This is a genomic window from Aquitalea aquatilis (assembly GCF_005155025.1).
Classification (GTDB): domain Bacteria; phylum Pseudomonadota; class Gammaproteobacteria; order Burkholderiales; family Chromobacteriaceae; genus Aquitalea; species Aquitalea aquatilis.
The window spans coordinates 385,997-406,948 of record NZ_CP039731.1 but is presented as its reverse complement, the minus strand read 5'-3'; the positions used below and the strand labels follow the sequence as shown (position 1 = coordinate 406,948).

Here is a 20,952-nt window from a genome sequence, read left to right as displayed (position 1 = left end):
ACACCGGCCCATGTCTTGCCACGGCTGCACCTAGCGCAACACCACCGTGCGGTTGTCATTCAGAAACACCCGCCGTTCCAGGTGGTAGCGTACGGCGCGGGCCAGCGCCTGGCATTCCATGTCGCGGCCGGTGGCCTGCAGGTCTTCCGCGGTGCAGGCATGGTCTACCCGGTCTACCACCTGCTCGATGATGGGGCCTTCATCCAGATCGTCGGTAATGTAATGCGCGGTGGCGCCAATCAGCTTGACCCCGCGTTCGTGGGCCTGCCAATAGGGCCGCGCGCCCTTGAAACCGGGCAGGAAGGAGTGGTGGATGTTGATGGCGCGCCCCGCCAGCAGGGCGCTGGTTTCGCTGGATAGCACTTGCATGTAGCGCGCCAGAATCACCAGCTCGGAGCCGGTTTCCTTGATCAGTGCCAGCACGGCGGCTTCCTGCTCGGCCTTGTTGGCCGGGCTGACCGGCAGGTGGTGAAAGGGCAGGCCGTAGGCCTCGGCAATCGGGGCCAGCTCGCGGTGGTTGGAAACAATGGCGGTAACGGTCATCTCCAGATCGCCCATTTTCTGCCGGTACAGCAGGTCGTTCAGGCAGTGGTCCAGCTTGGACACCATGATCATCACCCGCGCCCGCTCGCGGCGGTCGTGCAGCTGCCAGCGCAAATCCTGATAGTGCTGGTTCATTTCGGCCATGCCCGCCGCCAACCGCGACTGGTCGAAACTTTCCGCTTGCGGGTGGAATACGCAGCGCACGAAAAAGCGCTGGCTGCTGGGGTCGTCGAATACCGCCAGCTCGTCGATATAACAGCCCTGTGTCTCCAGCAGGGCGGAGAAGCGGGCCACCTGACCGGAGGCGCTGTGGCAGGTAAAGCTCAAGACATAAGACGGGGTGGTGGCAATCATGGCTGGTCTTCCCTTGTAGTACAGGCGTGTTGCCTGCGGTGTGTGCGCTAACCCTAAGGCCTGTCTTGCCACGGTGCTGGCTTGCAAGCGCCGGATTTGCGTCGATTTCAGACATGGTGCGCGGTGTCGGCTGTGGGCAAGTGCTTGTCCTTTTCAGCCAAACGGGGCGTGGGCTGCGCCGGGAGAATGGGCCTTGTCCGAATACATCCACCCCGCTGGAGCCGCAGATGGCAAACCGATACTCCTTGTGGAGCCTGATCAAGAACGGGCTCAAGCATCATGAAAGCTGGCAGCCGGCCTGGAAAAGCCCGCAGCCAAAGAAGCAGTACGACGTGATCATCGTCGGCGGTGGTGGCCATGGCCTGGCCACGGCCTACTATCTGGCCAAGGAGCATGGCATCAAGAATGTGGCCGTGCTGGAAAAAGGCTATCTGGGCGGCGGCAATACCGCACGCAATACCACCATCATCCGTTCCAATTATCTGTGGGACGAGGCGGCGCACTTGTATGAACACGGCCTGAAATTGTGGGAGGGCCTGTCGCAGGACCTCAACTTCAACGTGATGTTCAGCCAGCGCGGCGTGATGAACGTGGGCCACACCCTGCAGGACATGCGCGACATCGAACGCCGCGCCAATGCCAACCTGCTCAATGGCGTGGATGCGGTGGTGATGACGCCGCAGGAAATCAAGGACATGGTGCCGCTGATCGACATCAGCAACCGTGCGCGCTACCCCATCATGGGGGCCAGCTTCCAGCCGCGTGGCGGTGTCGCGCGCCATGACGCTGTGGCCTGGGGCTTTGCCCGTGGCGCGTCCGAACTGGGCGTGGACATCATCGAGCAGTGCGAAGTCACCGGCCTGATCATCGAAGGTGGGCGCATCAAGGGCGTAAATACCAGCCGTGGCGACATCATGGCCGACCGTGTCGGCTGTGTGGCTGCGGGTAATTCTTCGGTGCTGGCCAAGATGGCCGGGCTGCGCCTGCCGCTGGAAAGCCACCCGCTGCAGGCTTTTGTGTCGGAATCGATGAAGCCCTGCATCGACACCGTGGTGATGTCCAATGCCGTGCACGGCTATGTCAGCCAGTCCGACAAGGGCGAGCTGGTGATCGGTGCCGGTATCGACAGCTATCTGGGCTACGGCCAGCGCGGCAGCCCGCATGTGATCGAGCACACCGCCGCTGCCATCATCGAGATGTTCCCGTCCTTCTCTCGCGTGCGCATGAACCGCCAGTGGGGCGGCATTGTGGATGTGTCGCCGGATGCCTGCCCCATCATCAGCAAAACCCGCATCCAGGGCCTGTATTTCAACTGTGGCTGGGGTACCGGCGGCTTCAAGGCCACGCCGGGTTCGGGCAATGTGTTTGCCCACACCATCGCCCATGACGATCCGCACCCGCTGAACCGGGCCTTCTCGCTGGACCGTTTTGCCACCGGACATCTGATCGACGAGCACGGCGCAGCCGCCGTGGCTCACTAGGGAGAGGCTTATGTTGGTGATTACCTGCCCGTACTGCCAAGAGGCAAGGGAAGAAGAAGAGTTCAGCTACGCCGGTGAAGCCTATATCGCCCGCCCGGCAGTGCCGGAAGAGGCCGACGATGCCACCTGGGGTGACTATGTGTTCCACCGCAAGAACCCGCGTGGCTGGCACTGGGAGCAATGGCAGCATGTCGCCGGCTGTCGCAAGGTGTTCGCGGTCAAGCGTCATACCGTCACGTATGAAATTGCCGGTTCCTGGACACTGGCCGACGGCAAGGCACTGTATCTGAAGGAGCAAGCATGAGCGGCTACCGCATCCACCGCCCGGGCGAGCGTATCAATCGCCAGAAACCGGTCAGCTTCCAGTTTGACAATGTGCAGTACCGGGCATTTTCCGGCGATACCCTGGCCTCGGCGCTGCTGGCCAATGGCGTGCGCCTGATCGGCCGCAGCTTCAAATACGGCCGGCCGCGCGGCATTGTCGGCTTTGGTGCCGAAGAACCCAATGCGCTGATCCAGCTGGAAACCGGCGCGCACACCGTGCCCGACCTCAAGGCTACCCAGGTTGAGCTATACCAGGGCCTGCTGGCGGGCAGCACCACCGGCTACCCCTCGCTGGATTTCGATCTCAAGGGCCTGCTGGGCAAGTTTGGCCGCTTCATGCCGCCGGGCTTCTACTACAAGACCTTCATGGAGCCGGTGAAAGCCTGGCCCATCTACGAAAAATACATCCGCAAGGCGGCAGGTTACGGCCATGCCCCGGTCTTGCCCGATCCGGAAAGCTACGACCACCTGCACCATCATATTGATGTGCTGGTGGTGGGCGGCGGTGCTGCCGGTCTGTGGGCCGCCACGCTGGCGGGCCGTGCCGGGCTGAAAACCCTGCTGGTGGACGAGCAGGCGGAAATGGGCGGCTGGCTGCTCACCGAACGCCGCAGCCGCATCGATGGCCTGTCCGGCATGGACTGGGTGGGCCAGCGTCTGGCCGAGCTGGCCAGCCTGCCCAATGTCAGCGTGCTGCCGCGCACCACCGCCTTTGCCCTGCATGATCTGAATCTGGTGCAGGCGGTGGAGCTGTTGCAAGACCACCTGCCGCTGACCGAGCGCAATGCCGCGCTGCCGCGCCAGCGTCTGCACAAGATCCGCGCCCATCAGGTGATTCTGGCCAGTGGCGCCATCGAACGCCCGCTGGTGTTTGGTTACAACGATGTACCCGGCGTGATGACGGTAGCGGCAGGTCATAGCTATCTGAATCGCTACGGTGTGGCGGTGGGGCGCGAAGTGCTGGTGCAAACCCAGAACGATGCCGCCTACGAAGCCGCGCTGGACCTGGCGCTGTCCGGCGTCAAGGTGACGCTGGCCGATGCCCGTCACAGCGGCGCAGCAGCATGGCGGCAGCAGGCACTGAAGAGTGCTGGTGTCGAGCTGCTGCTGGGCCATGGCATTGCCAAGGTGCTGGGCGACAAGAGCGTCAGCGGCGCGCAGCTGGTGAAGCTGGATGGCCGCAACAATCAGGTGATTGGCTCCGGCCCGCGCCTGAATGTGGATACCGTGCTGTCCTCCGGCGGCCTCACCTCCACCGTGCATCTGTTCTGCCACAACGGTGGCCGACCGGTGTGGAATCAGCAGCAGCTGTCTTTTGTCTGCCCGGATGAAGGTCGCGACAATATCGCCTGCGTCGGTGCCATTACCGGCCGCTGGGAATTGTCCGAGGCACTGGGCCAGACCCACGCCGCCGTGGCTGCACTATTGCTGGGCAAGGGCCGTGGCAGCAGCGGCAATGCCCCGGCGGTGGCCAATGAAGAAGTGGCCGCGCCGCGTGCCATCTTCCGCCTGCCGGATGGTAAGCCGGAAGGCCACGGTGCCAAGGCTTTTGTCGATTACCAGAATGATGTGGCGGCTGCCGACATCCACACGGCCATTCGTGAAAACTACCGCTCCATCGAACACGTCAAGCGCTATACCGCGCTGGGCTTTGGTACGGATCAGGGCAAGCTGTCCAATATCAACGGCTTTGCCATTGCCGCCGAAGCGCTGGGCAAACCCATCGCCGAAGTGGGCACCACCACCTATCGGCCGTCCTACACCCCGGTGACCTTTGGCGCACTGGCCGGCCCGCATGTGGGCGAAACCTTCGATGTGCGCCGCTATACCGCCATGCATGCCAGCCATGATGCGCGCAAGGCCGAGTACGAAGTGGTGGGCCAGTGGCTGCGCCCCTGGTACTTCCCCAAGCCGGGCGAGGACCTGCACGCCGCAGTGAACCGCGAATGCCTGGCCACCCGTAATAGTGTCGGCGTGATGGATGCCTCCACCCTGGGCAAGATCGACGTCAAGGGCCCGGACGCACGTGAATTCCTCAACCGTATCTACAGCAATGCCTGGAGCAAGCTCGATCCCGGCAAGTGCCGCTACGGCCTGATGCTGGACGAAAACGGCATGGTGATGGACGACGGCGTGACTGCCTGCCTGGCCGACGACCACTTCCACATGACCACCACCACTGGCGGCGCGGCACGTGTCTACAGCTGGCTGGAGCGCTGGCACCAGACCGAATGGCCGGAGCTGAAAGTGCGCTTCACCACCACCACCGACCACTGGGCCACCGTGGCCGTGGTGGGGCCGAACAGCCGCCAGGTGCTGCAAAAGCTGTGTAGCGACATCGACTTCGCCAAGGACGCTTTCAAGTTCATGGATGGCCGCACTGGCACCGTGGCCGGCCTGCCGGCACGGGTGTTCCGCATCAGCTTCTCCGGTGAGCTGGCTTATGAAATCAACGTCGATGCCAACTATGGCCGCTACATGTGGGAAGAGGTGATGAAGGCGGGTGCCGAGTTCGACATCACCCCCTACGGCACCGAAACCATGCACGTACTGCGGGCGGAGAAGGGCTTCATCATCGTCGGTCAGGACACCGACGGTTCGATGAGCCCGAACGATCTGGCCATGAGCTGGGCGGTGGGCATGAAAAAGCCGTTCAGCTTCCTCGGCAAGCGTTCGCTGCTGCGCTCGCACACCGCCGGTGATGGCCGCAAGCAGCTGGTGGGCCTGCTGCCGCTGGACCCGCAAGTGGTGCTGGCCGAAGGCGCACAGATTCTCAGCAATACCGATGACACGGTGCCGGCAGCCATGCAGGGCCATGTCACTTCCAGTTATCACAGTGCCTTCCTCGGCCGCTCCATTGCCATGGCCGTACTGAAGGATGGCAGCAAGCGCGAGGGCGACACCGTGTTCGTCTGGGCGCATGGCAAGAGTGTGCCGGCGCAGGTGGTGTCGTCGGTGTTCGTGGACAAGGAAGGGGTGCGTCAACATGCCTGAGCAAGGTTTCCAACCATTCATGGAGTCGCCGCTCCAACACTTCAAGCTGGCTGCCGAGGCGCAACCGCGCCGTGCCGATGGCCGCATCTGGTGTAACGAACTGCCGCACCTGGGCTATGCCGTGCTGCGTGGCGATACCGCCGAGGCCGGCTTTGCCCAACTGGTGCAGCAAGTCACCGGCCTGGCGCTGCCCTTGCGGGCCGGTGCCATCAGCCAGGGCCCGCAAGGCGTGCTGCTGTGGACCTCGCCGGACGAATGGCTGCTGGTCAGCCACCGTCAGCGCCTGGCCGACTGGACTGCGCAGCTGGATGCCGGCTTTGCCGCGCAACAGCTGTTTGCCCAGACGGTGGACTCCAGCGGCGGCCTGACCCTGGCCTGGCTGGGGGGGGGCGAGCACATCACCGTGCTGCGCCACCTGGGGGTGTATGACTTCGAATCCATCCCGCTGGGGCATATGGTCAGCACCGTGCTGGGCAAGGCCACCGTGCAGATACTGCGGCTGGATGACGACGGCGTGTTTGTGCTGTTCCGCCGCAGCTTTGCCGACTACGTGTGGCGGCTGCTGCGCCGTGCCGCCCAGCCCTACGGCTTTGCCGTGTGCCAGCTGGAAGCCCGTGGCGAGCATCCGCTGTTTGCCCAGTTGGCCACGCCCCGGCCCAGCCTGATTCTGGCCTGAGCCCAGGCCAGCGGTCGTCCTTGCTGACGGCTGCTGGTCACCCTTTACTGGCGGCGCGCCGGGTGGTCCGGCACCGCAACTGGTTCAACCATTGCTGTTGGGGAGTATGTGTATGACAACGCTACATCAGGACGCGCTGGTGATTGACGGGCTGATCATTGCCAAATGGAGCCGCGAGGTATTCGACGACATGCGCCGTGGCGGCCTGTCGGCGGCCAACTGTACCGTGTCGGTCTGGGAAGGTTTCCAGGACACGGTGGGCAATATCGCCGAGATGAAAAAGCAGATTCGCGATTACAGCGACATCCTCACTCTGGTACGAACCACCGACGACGTGCGCCGTGCCAAGGCCGAGGGCAAGACCGGCATCATCCTGGGCTTCCAGAACGCCCACGCCTTTGAAGACAATCTGGGTTATATCGAAGCCTTTGCCGACATGGGCGTGCGCGTGGTGCAGCTGTGCTACAACACGCAAAACCTGGTGGGCACCGGCTGCTACGAGCGCGATGGCGGGCTGTCCGGCTTTGGCCGCGAAGTGATTGCCGAGATGAACCGGGTGGGCATCATGGTCGACCTGTCGCATGTCGGCGGCAACACCTCGCGCGAGGCCATTCTGGAATCGAAAAAACCGGTGTGCTACTCGCACTGCCTGCCGTCCGGCCTGAAAGAGCACCCGCGCAACAAGAGCGATGAAGAACTGCGCTTCATTGCCGATCACGGCGGCTTCATCGGCGTCACCATGTTCCCGCCCTTCCTCAAGCGCGGCATCGAGGCCACGGTGGACGACTATGTCGAAGCCATGGATTACATCATCAATCTGGTGGGTGAAGACTGCGTGGGCTACGGCACCGACTTCACCCAGGGCTACGACAAGGGCTTCTTCGACTGGATCACCCACGACAAGGGCCGTCATCGCCGCCTGACCAACTTTGGCACCATTCTTAATCCGGAAGGCATCCGCACCATAGGCGAAACGCCCAATCTGACCGCCGCCATGGAAAAGGCCGGCTGGACCGAAGGCAAGATCCGCAAGGTGCTGGGTGAAAACTGGCTGCGGGTATTTGCGGATGTCTGGGGGCGTTAGAGCTTGAGCGGGGTCGCAAGGCCCCGCTTTTTTTCGTCCGCCGGCTTCCCCTTGCCGCACCGCATCAGCACGCCATCACAAGAACCCTGGTCGCAAACATACCGGGCATGCAGTCGCAACAACAGGAGCCCGCCATGCGGCAGTCCTGTGCAGTTCATCCTTGATTCATCCTTTCTATCTGTGGAGAACGCAATGCTGAAACGCCATTTTCTTGCCCTGCTGCTGACCAGCCTGGTATTGCCCGTCTGTAGTCAGGCGGCTGACAAGCCCACCATCAAGATCGGTTATGTAGAAGGCTGGTCCGATAGCGTGGCCACCACCAATGTGGCCGCCAACATCATCCGCAACAAGCTGGGTTACCCGGTGGAAATCGTGCCGGTGGCCGCCGGCATCATGTGGCAGGGCGTGGCACGGGGTGATCTGGACGCCACCCTGTCCGCCTGGCTACCTACCACGCACGAGGCCTATTACACCCAGTTCAAGGACAAGGTGGTGGATGTGGCCGTCAACTATCCGGGGGCCAAGATCGGCCTGATCGTGCCGGATTATGTGGCCGCCCATTCCATTGCCGACCTCAACGCCAACAAGGCGGCATTTCAGGGCCGTATTGTCGGCATCGATGCCGGTGCCGGCGTGATGAAGAAAACCGAAGAAGCCATCAAGAAATACCAGCTGGACTACACCCTGCTACCCAGCTCCGGTACCGGCATGGCCGCCGAACTGGCCCGCTCCATCAATAGCAAGAAATCCATTGCCGTCACCGGCTGGATTCCGCACTGGATGTTTGCCAAATGGAAGCTGCGCTTCCTGGATGACCCGCAGAAAGTCTATGGCGACGCCGAGCATGTCGACAGCGTGATCCACCCCGGCCTGGGCACCAAGGCCCCGGAAGTGGTGGCCTTCCTGAAGAAATTCCGCTGGAAGCCGGAGGAGATCGGCAAGGTGATGCTGGATGTGGAAAACGGTGCCAAGCCGGCAGCCGCCGCCGATGGCTGGGTCAAGGCCAATCCGGCCAAGGTAAACGAGTGGACGCATTGATACTGCGTTGATGGCGGACAGCCGGCGCTGCCGGCTAGCCGCTGTCGAAATTGGTGAGCAACTGGCTGCCGGGCTGGGTGAAATGTTCACCGCCATGGCCATGTGGTGTGAATTGATCTGGCGCACGGGACAGCGCAGCGCGCTGTTCCAGCCAGTTGGCCAGCAAGGGCCAGATTTCGGTTTTGGCATTCTTGGAGAGCAACAGCCGGTCGTGGCTGTAGTCTTCCAGAAAGCCGTGCGCGAGGTCGCACAGCACAAAGCGCTGATCCTGGCTGGCAAAGCTTTCCAGCAACTGCCGGCACCCGTCAGCAGGCGAAATGAAGCGATCCTCACCCCCAGCCAGCGCCAGCACCGGCAGGCTTTGTTGTCCCTGTGCGGCCAGATAGTCGAAGCCATCAGCACTGCGTATTTCACCCCGCAGATTCCAGCGGCACCACTGCCGCAGCAACAGGCTGCTTTCTGCCTCGCTGGCCACTGTGGCCCAGCGCGGTGATATCTGTTGCCGCAAGGGCAGCAGCATGGACATCAGCCGTATCTGCCATTGCGGCCACCATGGCCGCTTCGTGCTGCTGGCCTGTGTCGCCAGCAAGAGCAGCCCTGCCAGCCGCTTGCAGTCTGCTCCCTGACGCGCCAGCCATAGGCTGGCAATCAGCCCGCCGCCGGAATGCCCCAGCCAGAATGGCCGTTGCGCGCCGCATTCTTCCTCTACTGCCCGCAGGATGGCGACAACGTCTTGCCCGGCAATCGTTTCAAAATTGTAGGGGTGACGTGGCATGGCACTGCTGCCGTGGCCGCGCCAGTCAAACAGCCAGCACTGCCAGCCACGTGCCGCCAGATGACGGGCCAGCGGGGTGCAGCTGCGCTGATTGGAAAAGGTGCCGTGCGACAGGATGAGCGGCGGGCCGTCACGGTCGCCTATCCTGCTGATGAACAAGCGGGTGCCGTCGTCGGTAATGGTATGCATGGGCTGGACCAGGTAGTAGGGGTGGGCAAAGAGCCGGCCAGGCCGGGCTGGTTCATGACCGTTGAATATGCACGGATTGATAACCAGCTTGGACTGGCCGAATTTGCAGGGCTTGGGCCGGCGCTGCCAGCGCGCCAGTTCAGTGGGCGTGCGGCGCTGACGCCGGCTCAGTGCAGTCGCCAGACCGCTCAGGATGGCGGCACCAGCCATTTGGCAGGGCTGGCCTGGCACTTGCAGGCGGTGGCTACGGTCGTGGCTTGTCCGGGAGCGACCGGCTGGTCGGTATGGGGCAAATACCTGTCGTGCCCGCTGCACCGCCGGTGCTGGGCCTGCTGCACCATGCTGGGCAATGGCGGACAAAGTCGCCCATCTTGCTCAGGAGAGTGGCATGCAACCTCAACTTCCCATCGATGTCGATCCGGATTCCGGCGTGTGGAGCACCAATGGCCTGCCCATGCTGTATGTGCCGCGTCATTTCTTCATCAACAACCACCTGGCCATCGAGGCCGCGCTGGGCCGCCGGGTCTATGCCGATTCGCTGTATGAAGCCGGCTACCGTTCTGCCCATTTCTGGTGTGGCAGCGAGGCGCAAACCCATGGCCTGACCGGCATGGCGGTGTTCGAACACTACCTGTCGCGCCTGTCGCAGCGCGGCTGGGGCTTGTTCAGCTTTATCGAAGCGGATGCCGCCACCGGCAATGCCAGCATTCGCCTGGACCACTCCTGTTTCGTGCTGGCGCAGGGCGTGGCCGGTGCGCCGCAGAGCGAACACATGGCCTGCTACCTGTTTGCCGGCTGGTTTGCCGGTGCCATGGACTGGGTGGGCGAAAACCTGGGCCATGACTACCGCACGGTCAGCCGCGAAAGCCAGTGTGCCGGCCTGGGTGCCGATTACTGCATCTTTACCGTTCACCCCTTGTAAGCCGGGAGTCGCCCCATGCGCTATCCGCACCTGTTTGCGCCCATTACCCTGAATAAACTGACGCTGCGCAACCGCGTGGTGAGCACCGCGCATGCCGAGGTGTATGCCGAGCCGGGCGGTCTGCCCGGCGACCGCTATATCCGCTATTACGAAGAAAAGGCCAAGGGCGGCCTGGGGCTCGCCATTTGTGGCGGCTCCAGCCCGGTGTCCATCGACAGCCCGCAAAGCTGGTGGAAATCGGTGAACCTGGCCACCGATGCCGTCATCGACCCGTTGGCGCGGCTGAGCGAGGCCATGCACCGCCACGGTGCCAAGATCATGATCCAGGCCACCCACATGGGCCGCCGTTCCAGCTATTACGGCGAACACTGGCCGCATCTGGTCAGCCCGTCCGGCATTCGCGAACCGGTGCATCGCGGTAATGCCAAGACCATCGAGACACATGAAATCCGCCGCATCATCGCCGATTTCGCCCAGGCTGCGCGCCGGGTGAAGGCGGCCGGCATGGATGGCATCGAAATCTCCGCCGCCCACCAGCATCTGATCGACCAGTTCTGGAGCCCGCGCACCAACTTCCGTACCGACGAATGGGGCGGCAGCTTTGAAAACCGCCTGCGCTTTGGCGTGGAAGTGCTGAATGCCGTGCGCGCCGAAGTAGGGCCGGATTTCTGTGTTGGCTTGCGCATGTGCGGTGACGAATTCCACGAAGACGGCCTCAGCCACGACATGTTGAAAGACATTGCGGCGGCGATGTCGGAAACCGGGCTGATCGACTACCTGTCGGTGGTGGGTTCCGGTGCCGATACCCACAACACCCTGGCCAACTGCATGCCGCCGATGGCCTTGCCGCCGGAGCCCTTCGTGCATCTGGCTGCCGGCATCAAGTCGGTATCCAAGGTGCCGGTGATGCACGCGCAAAGCATTCGCGACCCGGTACAGGCCGAGCGCATTCTGGCCAGCGGCATGGTGGACATGGTGGGCATGACCCGCGCCCATATGGCTGACCCGCATCTGGTGATCAAGATCCGCGATGGCAAGGAAGACCAGATCCGCCAGTGCGTGGGGGCCAACTACTGCATCGACCGCCAGTATCACGGCCAGGACGTGCTGTGCATCCAGAATGCCGCCACCAGCCGCGAAGCCACCATGCCGCACGACATCACCAAGGCGGACAAGCTGCGCAAGGTGGTGGTGGTCGGTGCTGGACCGGCCGGGCTGGAAGCCGCCCGCGTGGCGCGCGAGCGTGGTCACGAGGTGGTGCTGTTCGAGAAGCAACCGCAAGTAGGCGGACAGATCGTGCTGGCCGCCAAGGCACCGCAGCGCGAACAGATGGCCGGCATCGTGCGCTGGCTGGACATGGAAACCCAGCGTCTGGGCGTGGACCGCCGTTTGGGTGTGGCCGCCGATCAGGCGATGATCCTGGCGGAGAAACCCGACATCGTGGTACTGGCCACCGGCGGTATTCCCTATACCAGCCAGGTGCCGGAGTGGGGCGTGGACGAAGGCGTGGCGGTCAGCAGCTGGGACATCCTGTCCGGCAAGGTGGAGCCGGGCAAGAACGTGCTGGTGTATGACGCGGTCAGCACCCAGGCTGGTTTTGGCGTGGCCGACTTCCTGTCCAGCCGTGGCAGCACGGTGGAAATCGTCACCCCGGACGTGAAAGTGGGCGACGACACTGGCGGGACGACTTTCCCGATTTTCTACCGCCGTCTGTACGCGCAGGGCATCATCCCCACCCCCAATTTCTGGCTGGACAAGGTATATGCCGAGGGCGACAAGAAAATCGCCGTGCTGCGCAATGAATACACCGAGGCGCTGGAAGAACGGGCGGTGGATCAGGTGGTGATCGAAAACGGCATCCTGCCCAATGACAGCCTGTACTGGGACATGAAAGAGCAGTCGAAGAACCAGGGCCAGACCGATATCCACACCCTGTTTGCCTCGCAGCCGCAGCCCTGTCTGGCAGAGCCGCTGGCGGCGGGCGAGTTCCTGTTGTTCCGGGTGGGCGACTGCATTTCCATGCACAACATCCACGGTGCCATCTACGACGCCCTGCGTCTGGTGAAGGATTTCTGACATGAGCTTCTCCCTTGCCCATGCCCTGACCGGACTGTTCTGGCTGGGTGCACTCCTGCTGCTGGGGGGCCTGGCCAGACGCGCCAGCCTGTGGCAGCAGGGGCGCAGCGCCAGCGTGTCCTGGCTTGGCCTCCTGGCCATGCCCAAGCGCTATTTTGTCGATATCCACCATGTGGTGGCGCGTGAGCCCGCCGTGGCGCGCGCCCACGTCGCCGCTGCCGGTGGCGGGGTGGCCATCCTGCTGCTATCGGCACTCAACTACGGCCTGATGCTGTATCAGGGCTGGCTGGATGTGCTGCTGGTGCTGATGGCGGCGGTGATGCTGCTGGGCGCACGCATGATGCAGGCTCGCCGTTTGCAAGCGCCGCCACGGCTGTCGCAAGGCCGCTGGCAAGTGTTGCCCGCCCGTCTGCGCCTGTTTGCCCTGGGTAGCCTACTGGCTGCCGGCCTGCTGTTTGCCGGTCCGCAGCTGGGTATGGCCGGGCAGCTGATTGCGGTGGTGGCCCTGCTGATGCTGGCCTTGGGCGGGGCCGAGCTGGCGCTGGGCATCGGCCTGGGTTGGCCGATGAAACATGCGGTGGCCGGTTTGCTACATCTGGCCTTTCACCCCCGTGTCGAACGCTTTGCCGGTAAATCTTCCGACCTCAAACCGCTCAATCTCGCCGCTGGTGAGCTGGGCGTGGCCAAGGTGGAGGACTTCGCCTGGAACCGCCTGCTGTCCTTCGACGCCTGTGTGCAGTGCGGCAAGTGCGAGGCTGCCTGTCCGGCCTATGCCGCCGGCCAGCCGCTCAACCCGAAAAAGCTGATCCAGGACATGGTGGCCGCGCAAAGCCGGGGCGGCGATCTGGCCTATGCCGGCAACCCCCATCCGGGGCGCGAAGCGGCGGTGCTGGTGAAGCCGGGTGAGGACATCGTCGGCAGCGTGCTGGCGGCGGAGACGCTGTGGTCCTGCACCACCTGCCGCGCCTGCGTGGAAAACTGCCCGATGCTGATCGAGCACGTGGATACCGTGGTCAATCTGCGTCGCCACCTCACCCTCAGCCGTGGCGAAGTGCCGGGCAAGGGCAGCGAGGCGCTGGCCAATCTGCGCAATACCGACACCGTGGGCGGCTACCCGCTGGCGGTGCGTTACCACTGGGCGATTGACCTCGACCTGCCGGTATTGCAGCCCGGCGAACACACCGACTGGCTGCTCTTGGCCGGTGAGGGGGCCTTCGACATGCGCTACCAGCGTGCGCTGCGCGCCTTGGTGCAAGTGCTGAAGGCGGCCGGGGTGAAAGTGGCGGTGCTGGGCGAGGCCGAGCGCGACTGCGGCGACGTGGCACGGCGTCTGGGTGACGAAGCCGGCTTCCAGCGCCTGGCGCAGGCCAATATCGCCACGCTGCGGCAATACCGCTTTGAGCACATCGTCACCCCGGACCCGCACGTGTTCCATTGTCTGGCCAATGAATATCCGGCGCTGGGTGGCCAGTTTGAGGTATGGCACCACAGCAAGCTGCTGGAGCACTTGCTGGCGCGCCGCGCCATTCCGCTGAAGGCCGATGCCACGCCGCTGCCTGCGCTTACCTTCCACGACCCCTGCTATCTGGGCCGTTACAACGACGGCTACAACGCACCGCGCAATGTGCTGAAGGGCATCGGCATCAAGGTGGTGGAAATGCCACGTTCCGGCCGCGATGCCCGCTGCTGCGGCTGGGGCGGTGGTGCGGCCTTTACTGACATCCCCGGCCAGCGCCGTATTCCCGACATGCGCATGGACGACATCCTCGAAACCGGCAGCGGCCGGGTGGCGGTGGCCTGTCCCAATTGCACGGCCATGCTGGAAGGCGTGGTAGGCGAGCGGGCGGAGGTGATTGAACTGGCCGAGCTGGTGGCCGAGCGCCTGGCCTGAGGCGAGCCGGGGCAGGGTGCTGCTGCACCGCCCGGTTCGACCATCCTTACAAGGAGAATGTGATGGATTTTTCTACCCAGGCCATCCCGCGCGTGGACCCGCGCCGCCCGTGGGTGCTGGGGCCCAGCGGCCTCAAGCGCATAGTGCTGGGCGACGACAGCGGCAGCCGCGATGCCGCGCTGCTGGCCCATGGTCCGGCCCACAAACCATTGCGTAGCGGCGGGCCATTCAGCCAGCGCCTGCTGGTGGTGGCGCATGCCGAACGCGGCCAACTGGACGATGCCGCCCGCGAGGCGATTGCCGCCGCAGCCATCCTGGCGGGCAAGGACGGCGAAGTGCTGGCCTTGCTGTACGGCATGGAAGACGCGAGCACCGACACGCTGGCTGAACTGGCGCTGGACCGGGCACTGACCGTGGCCGACCCCGGCTATGCGCCGGAACAGAAACTGGCGCAGTTGCAGCGGCTCATGCAGCAAGAAGCCCCGCACACCGTGCTGTTTGCCGACCGTGGTGAAGATGCCGATCTGGGCCGCCGTTTTGCCTGCCGGGCGCGGCTATCGGTGGTGACTGATGTGGTGGAAATCGCCGCCGATGGCGTGCGCCGCCGCCAGCCCGGTGCCGGCTTCAGCCTGCGTGAACGCGGCCAAGTATTGCTGCTGGCGCGTGGTGTGGCCGAGGCTAAACTGCCGTTTGTCGGCAAGGGCGAGCGGTTGGAAACCGCTGCCTTGCCTGCCGTCAGCGAGCTGGTGCAGGACCTGGGCAGCGCTGCCAGCCCGGCCTCTGCGCTGGCGCTGGAAGAAGCCGACCTGATTATCTCCGCCGGCAATGGTGTGCGCGATGTGCCGGCTTTCCTGGCGCTGGCCGAAGCCATGGGGGCGGCAGTGGCTGCCTCGCGGGTGGCGGTGGACGATGGCCGCTTCAGTCGCGACAAGCAGGTGGGGGCGACCGGCAAGACGGTGCAGGCCAGCGCCTATATCGCACTGGGCATTTCCGGCGCGGTGCAGCATCTGCAGGGCATCAAGTCCTGCCGCCATGTGATCGCGGTGAACCTGGATGCCGCCGCGCCCATGATCAAGCGTGCCGACCTCAGCATCATCGACGACTGCCAGTCCTTCATCACGGCATTCGAAGCGCTGGTACGGCGCGAGCGTAATTTAGTCTGAGGCAAATCTAGCGAGCTAGAGTGAGACAAGGCGAAAACGCATGAGGAAGCGGAGTTTACATGAGCGTAAATGAGCATTCCGCAGGCGTTTTTAACGCAGTATCACTGAAGCGCAGCAGATTTCGGCTTTAAGGAGAAACAGCAATGAAAATAGCCGTCCTGGTTGCCCCCGCAGTACACCCGGTCAGCGGCCGCCCCTGTGCCGGCGAGGCGGATCTGGCTGCACTGGCGCTGGCGCAGCGCATTTCTGATCAAGTTGATGTCTGGTACGCCGGCGCTGCCGACGATGCCGCGCTGGCCGACTATCTGGCGCGGGGTGCCACGCATATCCACACCCTGGCACTGGCGGCGGGCCGCGAGGTACTGACCGCCTTGGCCGAGGCCTTGCAGGATTACGCCATCGTGCTGTGTGGTGCCCGTGCTGGCGGTGGCGATGGCTCCGGCCTGCTGCCCTATCAGTTGGCCGAGCAACTGGGCCGGGCCTTGCTGCCGGATGTACTGGCCTTGTCGAAATCCGACCAGCAATGGCAGGCCGTGCAGGCCCTGCCCAAGGGGGTGCGGCGCACCTTGCAGGCCAGCCTGCCTTTGGTAGCCAGCGTCAACCCGCGCGCCGCCACTGCGCCGGGCTGGAGTTATGCCCGGCTGCAGCAGGGCAAGATTCGCCGCAAAGCCGCCACGGGCGCGGCTTTGGCCCCGGTGGTGCTGGAGCCGGCCCGCCGCGCGCGGGCGCTGGTGGCCGCCAGCAAGCTCAGTGGCCATGCCCGCATGCAGGGGGCCATTGCCGGGGGCGAGGGCAAGTCTGCCGGGATAGTCGTAAAACAGGGTGATTCTGTCGAGAAAGCGCAAGTTGTGCTGGATTACCTCAGGCAACATCAGCTCGTCGATTTCTGACAACAACCACGCAGCATCCGACCAGCACCCCACCCACCGGCTCGCAGGATGCAAACCAAGACTTGTTTGGAGATGAGTGAAATGCAACAGAGCGCCATTACCTTCCAGCCGGTGCACAAACTGCGCGAGCTGGTCGCCCGCCGCCAGCCGGGCCACAGCCTGGAAGCGCCGTTTTACAATTCGCAGGAAGTGTTCGAGGCCGACCTCAAATACATCTTCCAGCGTCACTGGATTTATGTGGCGGTGGCGGCGGAAATCCCCGAGCCGGGCGACTATGTCACCGTGGAAATCGGCAAGGAACCCATCCTGATCCTGCGTGACGACGACATGCAGATCAAGGCTTTCCACAATGTCTGCCGCCATCGCGGTTCACGTCTGTGTGCCGATGAAAAAGGCTCGGTGGGCAATCTGGTCTGCCCCTATCACCAGTGGACTTACAACCTGGCCGGCAAGCTGATTTTTGCCGACCACATGCCGGAAGGTTTCGACCTGACGCACCACAGCCTGAAGCCGGTGCATCTGAAAAATCTGCAAGGCCTGCTGTTTGTCTGTCTGGCCGACGAGCCGCCGGCCGACATCGACCAGATGCTGGAGCAGATGGGCCCTTATATCGCCCCGCACCAGATCGAAAACACCAAGGTTGCCGCGCAGATTGACATCATCGAGGCCGGCAACTGGAAGCTGACGATGGAGAACAACCGCGAGTGCTACCACTGCACTGGCAATCATCCCGAGCTGACCATCTCGCTATATGCCTACAGCTACGGCTTTGCACCCAAGGCCGAGCTGGCAGCGGGCCTGGCCAATTACGAAAACATCGTCCAGGACAGCCACGCCCGCTGGGAGTCCTGTGGCCTGCCGTCGGCGGAAATCGAAAAGCTGTCCGATGTGTCCGGCTTCCGTACCATGCGCATGCCGCTGGACCGTAAAGGTCAGTCGCAGACCATGGACACCGGCTCCGCCTGTAAAAAGCTGCTGGGGGATATCCAGGATGCCGATGCCGGTGGCCTGTCGTTCTGGACCCAACCCAACTCCTGGCACCATTTCATGGCCGACCACATCGTCACCTTCACCGTGCTGCCGCTGAGCCCGGACACCACCCTGGTACGTACCAAGTGGCTGGTGCACAAGGATGCGGTGGAAGGGGTGGACTACGACGTGGCCAACCTGACCCGCGTGTGGAACGCCACCAACGGCCAAGACCGCCATCTGGTGGAAGAATCGCAAGTGGGCGTCAATAGCAGTGCCTACCGTCCCGGCCCGTATTCGCCCTATACCGAAGAGCTGGTGGAGAAATTCACTAGCTGGTATGTCGGCCGCCTGGAAGCCGGGCTGGAGCAAGCTTAAGCCCACACCCTGCGCTCTGCTGCTGCAGATTGCGGGCGCAGCAGGCGATGAACCCTGATTGAGGCAGTAGCGCGGCAGGCCTGCCTGGCCTGCCGTATTCACCATAGCAACAGCCCGCCAACGGGCGATCAGCCAGTCTGCAAAGGAATCGCCATGACCAGCGCAAGCATACCCAGCAGCCCGGACTACCATCCGCAGCCGGCCGATCTGCCGCTGTGGAATCCCGACGAAGACAGCACGCTGCAGTGCGTGCAGGTGCGGGAAGAAACCCACGATGTCAAAACCTTCGTGTTCCGTGCCGATCCGCCGCGCCGCTTTCATTACCAGCCCGGTCAGTTCATCACGCTGGAGCTGGAGATCGACGGCGAAAACATCAACCGCTGCTATACCCTGTCTTCCGCGCCCACCCGGCCGGACCGGGTCAGCATCACCGTCAAGCGCATTCCCGGCGGCGTGGTGTCTGGCTGGCTGCATGACAACCTGCGGCCGGGCATGCAGCTGAATGTGCTGGGGCCGTCTGGCGAGTTCAGCTATGTGCGCCATGCCAGTTCACCCTATCTGTTTCTGTCGGCCGGCAGCGGCATTACCCCGCTGATGGCCATGACCCGTACCCTGACCGATCTGGCCAGCGGCGCGGATATCGTGTTCGTGCACAGTGCCCGCTCGCCACGCGACATCATCTTCCGCAAGGAGCTGGCCCAGCTTGCGAGCAGCCACCCCACCTTCAGCCAGGCGATTGTCTGTGAAAACCGCCAGGGCGAGCCGGAATGGCCGGGCTTTACCGGCCGGCTGGATGCCGCACGGCTGCTGCACATGGTGCCTGACCTGATGGCGCGGCAGGTATTCTGCTGCGGCCCTGCACCGTATATGGCGTCGGTGCGGCAGATGCTGCAGGACTGCGGCTTCGACATGCAGCACTACCACGAGGAAAGCTTCAATTTTGCCGAGCTGAGTGCCGCGCCGCCGGACACCGTGGTAGACGAAATATCAGCCAGTTGCGAAGGCGGCGGCTTCAATGTGCACTTTGCCAAGATGGGTGACGATTTGTCGGTGGCACCAGGACAGACCGTGCTGGCCGCCGCGCTGGCCAAGGGCATGCGCCTGCCGGCGTCCTGCACCCGTGGCGTGTGTGGCACCTGCAAGACCAGACTGCTGGAAGGCAAGGTGGACATGCAGCACGAAGGCGGCATTCGCCAGCGCGAGGTCGATCAGGGCTTTTTCCTGCCTTGCTGCAGCAAGCCGCTGACCGATCTGGTGGTGGATCGCTGAATTTCCCCTGGGCCTGCTCCCCCGGCAGGTTCGCCGTGTGGCTCCCTTGATGCCTGTCTGTCATTCCGATAGCAGGCATTTTTCTTGCTATGACCCATTGGCAGCATGCTGCTGCTGCCTTGTGCCTGCTTGCCGCAGCACTTGCACTGTCTGCGTCGGCGCGTCTTGGCCTGGGTGCTTTGCGCGGTTTTGTCAGCAGCGCTAATCACCTTTTAGCGGGTCAGTTCGCCAATTCGGGGTGTTTGCTGCATTGCGGCAGTGAAAATCACTGGCTGATGGGTGGCGGGAAAAGCAATGTTGCTGTTTTTTTACGACAGCTATCCGTAGTGCTTGATGCTCATCCGGGGGCGGCTAAGGGCCTGATTTTGCTAGCGGGGATAAAGAATTGTCATTTTTCGACCTCATGTCGTTTCAAGACAGCTTGATGTCGGAATGCGGTTATTTTGAATAGCACTAACTCCCTAAGGTGAGCCTTGATTTACATTAAATATTCTTCGAAATCGTCTGCTGCGGCAGTGATGCCTTGCTGGCTGGTGCCAGGCATCTGCTCGCCGCGTTTCGCCCGCTCTCGGCAGCGCCTGCCGCACGGGTGACGGCCATGGGGAATAGACGACAGGCCGGGGGCGCCGGACGCAGCGTGCAATAAGGGCGCTGCAGCGCACACCGGTCTGCCAGGCCAGCCTGGCACGCATGTATGAGATGGCCCGGAGCAAGGCACGACGCATCCGGGTAGACCACAGTACTGGCCGGCAGCAGCGCTGCCGTGCCGGACACGATGGATGACTTCCTGTCGCACAAGATTCCACTACCCCGGACAGCGGTGAATGGAGCAGGCGGCAGGGCAGGGCCAGCGTGCGATCGCTACGAAGGAGAAGAGACAATGCAGTCGGCCAAGATAGTGGTGAAGAACCTCTACAAGGTATTCGGAGGGAAGTCCGCGGACGTCATGCGCATGCTGAAGTCCGGCGAGCACAAGGATGAGATTTTCAAGAAAACCGGCAGCGTCGTGGGGGTCAACGACGTGTCGTTTGCAGTGGAAGAGGGCGAGATATTCGTGCTGATGGGCCTGTCCGGCTCCGGCAAATCTACCTTGATCCGTCTGATCAACCGCCTGATGGACCCGACCGACGGCCAGATCATTCTGGACGGGCAGGACATCACCAAGCTCACGCCCAAGCAGATGGTGGAGCTGCGCCGGCGCGACATGAGCATGGTGTTTCAGAGCTTTGCCCTGATGCCGCACCGCTCGGTACTGGATAACGCGGCTTTCGGCCTGGAGATTTCCGGCGTAGACCGCAAAACCCGCGAAGCGCGTGGCATGGAGGTGCTGGAGCAAGTGGGCCTGGCACCGTTTGCCCACAAGTATCCGCACGAGTTGTCCGGCGGCATGCAGCAGCGCGTCGGCCTGGTGCGGGCACTGGCGGTCAATCCGTCGCTGATGCTGATGGATGAGGCTTTCTCGGCGCTGGACCCGCTCAAGCGCTCGGAAATGCAGGACATCCTGCTCGACCTGCAGCGCGAGCAGCGCCGCACCATCTTCTTTGTTTCGCACGATCTGGAAGAAGCCCTGCGCATCGGCACCCGCATCGCCATCATGGAAGGCGGACGGCTGGTGCAGGTGGGCACGCCGCAGCAAATCATCGAAAACCCGGCGGACGACTATGTGCGCAACTTCTTCAAGAGCGTGGACACCTCGCGCTATCTGCAAGCCAAGGACCTGATCGAAGTAGCCAATCCGCCGCACTCCGGCCGGCCCGGTCTGCATGTGCCGCCGTCCTGCAGCCTGCCCGATGTACTGCAGCAGTTGCTGGGGCAGAGTGAACCCTTGCAGGTACGCGACGATCAGGGCCAGTGCCTGGGGCTGATCACGCCCAGCAGCGTGCTGAGCAAGATTTCCCAGCACCGCCTGCAAAGCACCGCCACGCACTGAACCCCC

17 protein-coding genes are annotated in these 20,952 nt (G+C 63.2%); 15 read left to right on the top strand and 2 right to left on the bottom strand.

Annotated features, from left to right (window positions below):
• Positions 1-30: 30 nt before the first annotated feature.
• Complete coding sequence (gene purU, locus FAZ30_RS01925) at positions 31-897, bottom strand: formyltetrahydrofolate deformylase (protein WP_124642440.1); 867 nt, start codon at positions 895-897, stop codon at positions 31-33.
• Between the two features lie 227 nt (positions 898-1,124).
• Here purU and FAZ30_RS01920 point away from each other — a divergent pair, with 227 nt between their 5' ends.
• The 6 genes from FAZ30_RS01920 (at position 1,125) to FAZ30_RS01895 (ending at position 8,494) form a co-directional block, all read left to right on the top strand.
• On the top strand, positions 1,125-2,378 hold the full coding sequence (locus FAZ30_RS01920; RefSeq protein ID WP_103525426.1) for a sarcosine oxidase subunit beta family protein: 1,254 nt from the start codon (positions 1,125-1,127) through the stop codon (positions 2,376-2,378).
• A gap of 10 nt (positions 2,379-2,388) precedes the next feature.
• Positions 2,389-2,682, top strand: coding sequence for a sarcosine oxidase subunit delta (locus FAZ30_RS01915; RefSeq protein ID WP_103525425.1), 294 nt, complete (start codon positions 2,389-2,391; stop codon positions 2,680-2,682).
• Entirely contained in the window at positions 2,679-5,696 is a 3,018-nt protein-coding gene (locus tag FAZ30_RS01910; RefSeq protein WP_137008545.1) for a sarcosine oxidase subunit alpha family protein, read from the top strand. Before FAZ30_RS01915 ends, FAZ30_RS01910 begins: the two co-directional genes overlap by 4 nt.
• A 19-nt stretch (positions 5,697-5,715) precedes the next feature.
• Entirely contained in the window at positions 5,716-6,372 is a 657-nt protein-coding gene (locus tag FAZ30_RS01905) for a sarcosine oxidase subunit gamma (RefSeq protein WP_233578360.1), read from the top strand.
• A 112-nt stretch (positions 6,373-6,484) separates the two neighbouring features.
• Complete coding sequence (locus tag FAZ30_RS01900) at positions 6,485-7,456, top strand: dipeptidase (protein WP_137008543.1); 972 nt, start codon at positions 6,485-6,487, stop codon at positions 7,454-7,456.
• A 192-nt stretch (positions 7,457-7,648) separates the two neighbouring features.
• Positions 7,649-8,494 (top strand): glycine betaine ABC transporter substrate-binding protein, encoded by an 846-nt coding sequence (locus tag FAZ30_RS01895; RefSeq protein WP_124642450.1) that lies wholly within the window; start codon positions 7,649-7,651, stop codon positions 8,492-8,494.
• Between the two features lie 34 nt (positions 8,495-8,528).
• On the opposite strand, the gene FAZ30_RS01890 is transcribed toward FAZ30_RS01895, so the two are convergent.
• Positions 8,529-9,668: an alpha/beta hydrolase gene (locus FAZ30_RS01890; protein WP_137008541.1), complete on the bottom strand. Its 1,140-nt coding sequence runs from the start codon at positions 9,666-9,668 to the stop codon at positions 8,529-8,531.
• Between the two features lie 178 nt (positions 9,669-9,846).
• On the opposite strand from FAZ30_RS01890, the gene FAZ30_RS01885 reads away from it, so the two are divergent.
• The 9 genes from FAZ30_RS01885 (at position 9,847) to FAZ30_RS01845 (ending at position 20,946) form a co-directional block, all read left to right on the top strand.
• The gene (locus tag FAZ30_RS01885) at positions 9,847-10,380 is read left to right on the top strand and encodes a DUF5943 domain-containing protein (protein WP_124642455.1); all 534 of its coding nucleotides are present in this window, start codon (positions 9,847-9,849) and stop codon (positions 10,378-10,380) included.
• A gap of 15 nt (positions 10,381-10,395) precedes the next feature.
• Positions 10,396-12,456: an NADH:flavin oxidoreductase gene (locus tag FAZ30_RS01880; protein ID WP_137008539.1), complete on the top strand. Its 2,061-nt coding sequence runs from the start codon at positions 10,396-10,398 to the stop codon at positions 12,454-12,456.
• Position 12,457: 1 nt separating this feature from the next.
• Positions 12,458-14,347 (top strand): DUF3483 domain-containing protein, encoded by a 1,890-nt coding sequence (locus FAZ30_RS01875; protein WP_137008537.1) that lies wholly within the window; start codon positions 12,458-12,460, stop codon positions 14,345-14,347.
• Positions 14,348-14,409: 62 nt separating this feature from the next.
• Positions 14,410-15,510, top strand: a complete 1,101-nt coding sequence (locus FAZ30_RS01870) for an FAD-binding protein (protein WP_137008535.1) — start codon at positions 14,410-14,412, stop codon at positions 15,508-15,510.
• Positions 15,511-15,653: 143 nt separating this feature from the next.
• A complete protein-coding gene (locus tag FAZ30_RS01865) occupies positions 15,654-16,400 on the top strand; it encodes an adenine nucleotide alpha hydrolase family protein (RefSeq protein WP_137008533.1) in 747 nt (248 codons plus the stop codon).
• Between the two features lie 81 nt (positions 16,401-16,481).
• Positions 16,482-17,747: an aromatic ring-hydroxylating oxygenase subunit alpha gene (locus tag FAZ30_RS01860; protein ID WP_137008531.1), complete on the top strand. Its 1,266-nt coding sequence runs from the start codon at positions 16,482-16,484 to the stop codon at positions 17,745-17,747.
• Positions 17,748-17,900: 153 nt separating this feature from the next.
• The gene (locus FAZ30_RS01855) at positions 17,901-19,016 is read left to right on the top strand and encodes an FAD-binding oxidoreductase (RefSeq protein WP_124642468.1); all 1,116 of its coding nucleotides are present in this window, start codon (positions 17,901-17,903) and stop codon (positions 19,014-19,016) included.
• Positions 19,017-19,105: 89 nt separating this feature from the next.
• A complete protein-coding gene (locus tag FAZ30_RS01850) occupies positions 19,106-19,441 on the top strand; it encodes a hypothetical protein (protein WP_124642470.1) in 336 nt (111 codons plus the stop codon).
• Between the two features lie 455 nt (positions 19,442-19,896).
• The gene (locus FAZ30_RS01845; RefSeq protein ID WP_124642472.1) at positions 19,897-20,946 is read left to right on the top strand and encodes a quaternary amine ABC transporter ATP-binding protein; all 1,050 of its coding nucleotides are present in this window, start codon (positions 19,897-19,899) and stop codon (positions 20,944-20,946) included.
• Positions 20,947-20,952 lie beyond the last annotated feature (6 nt).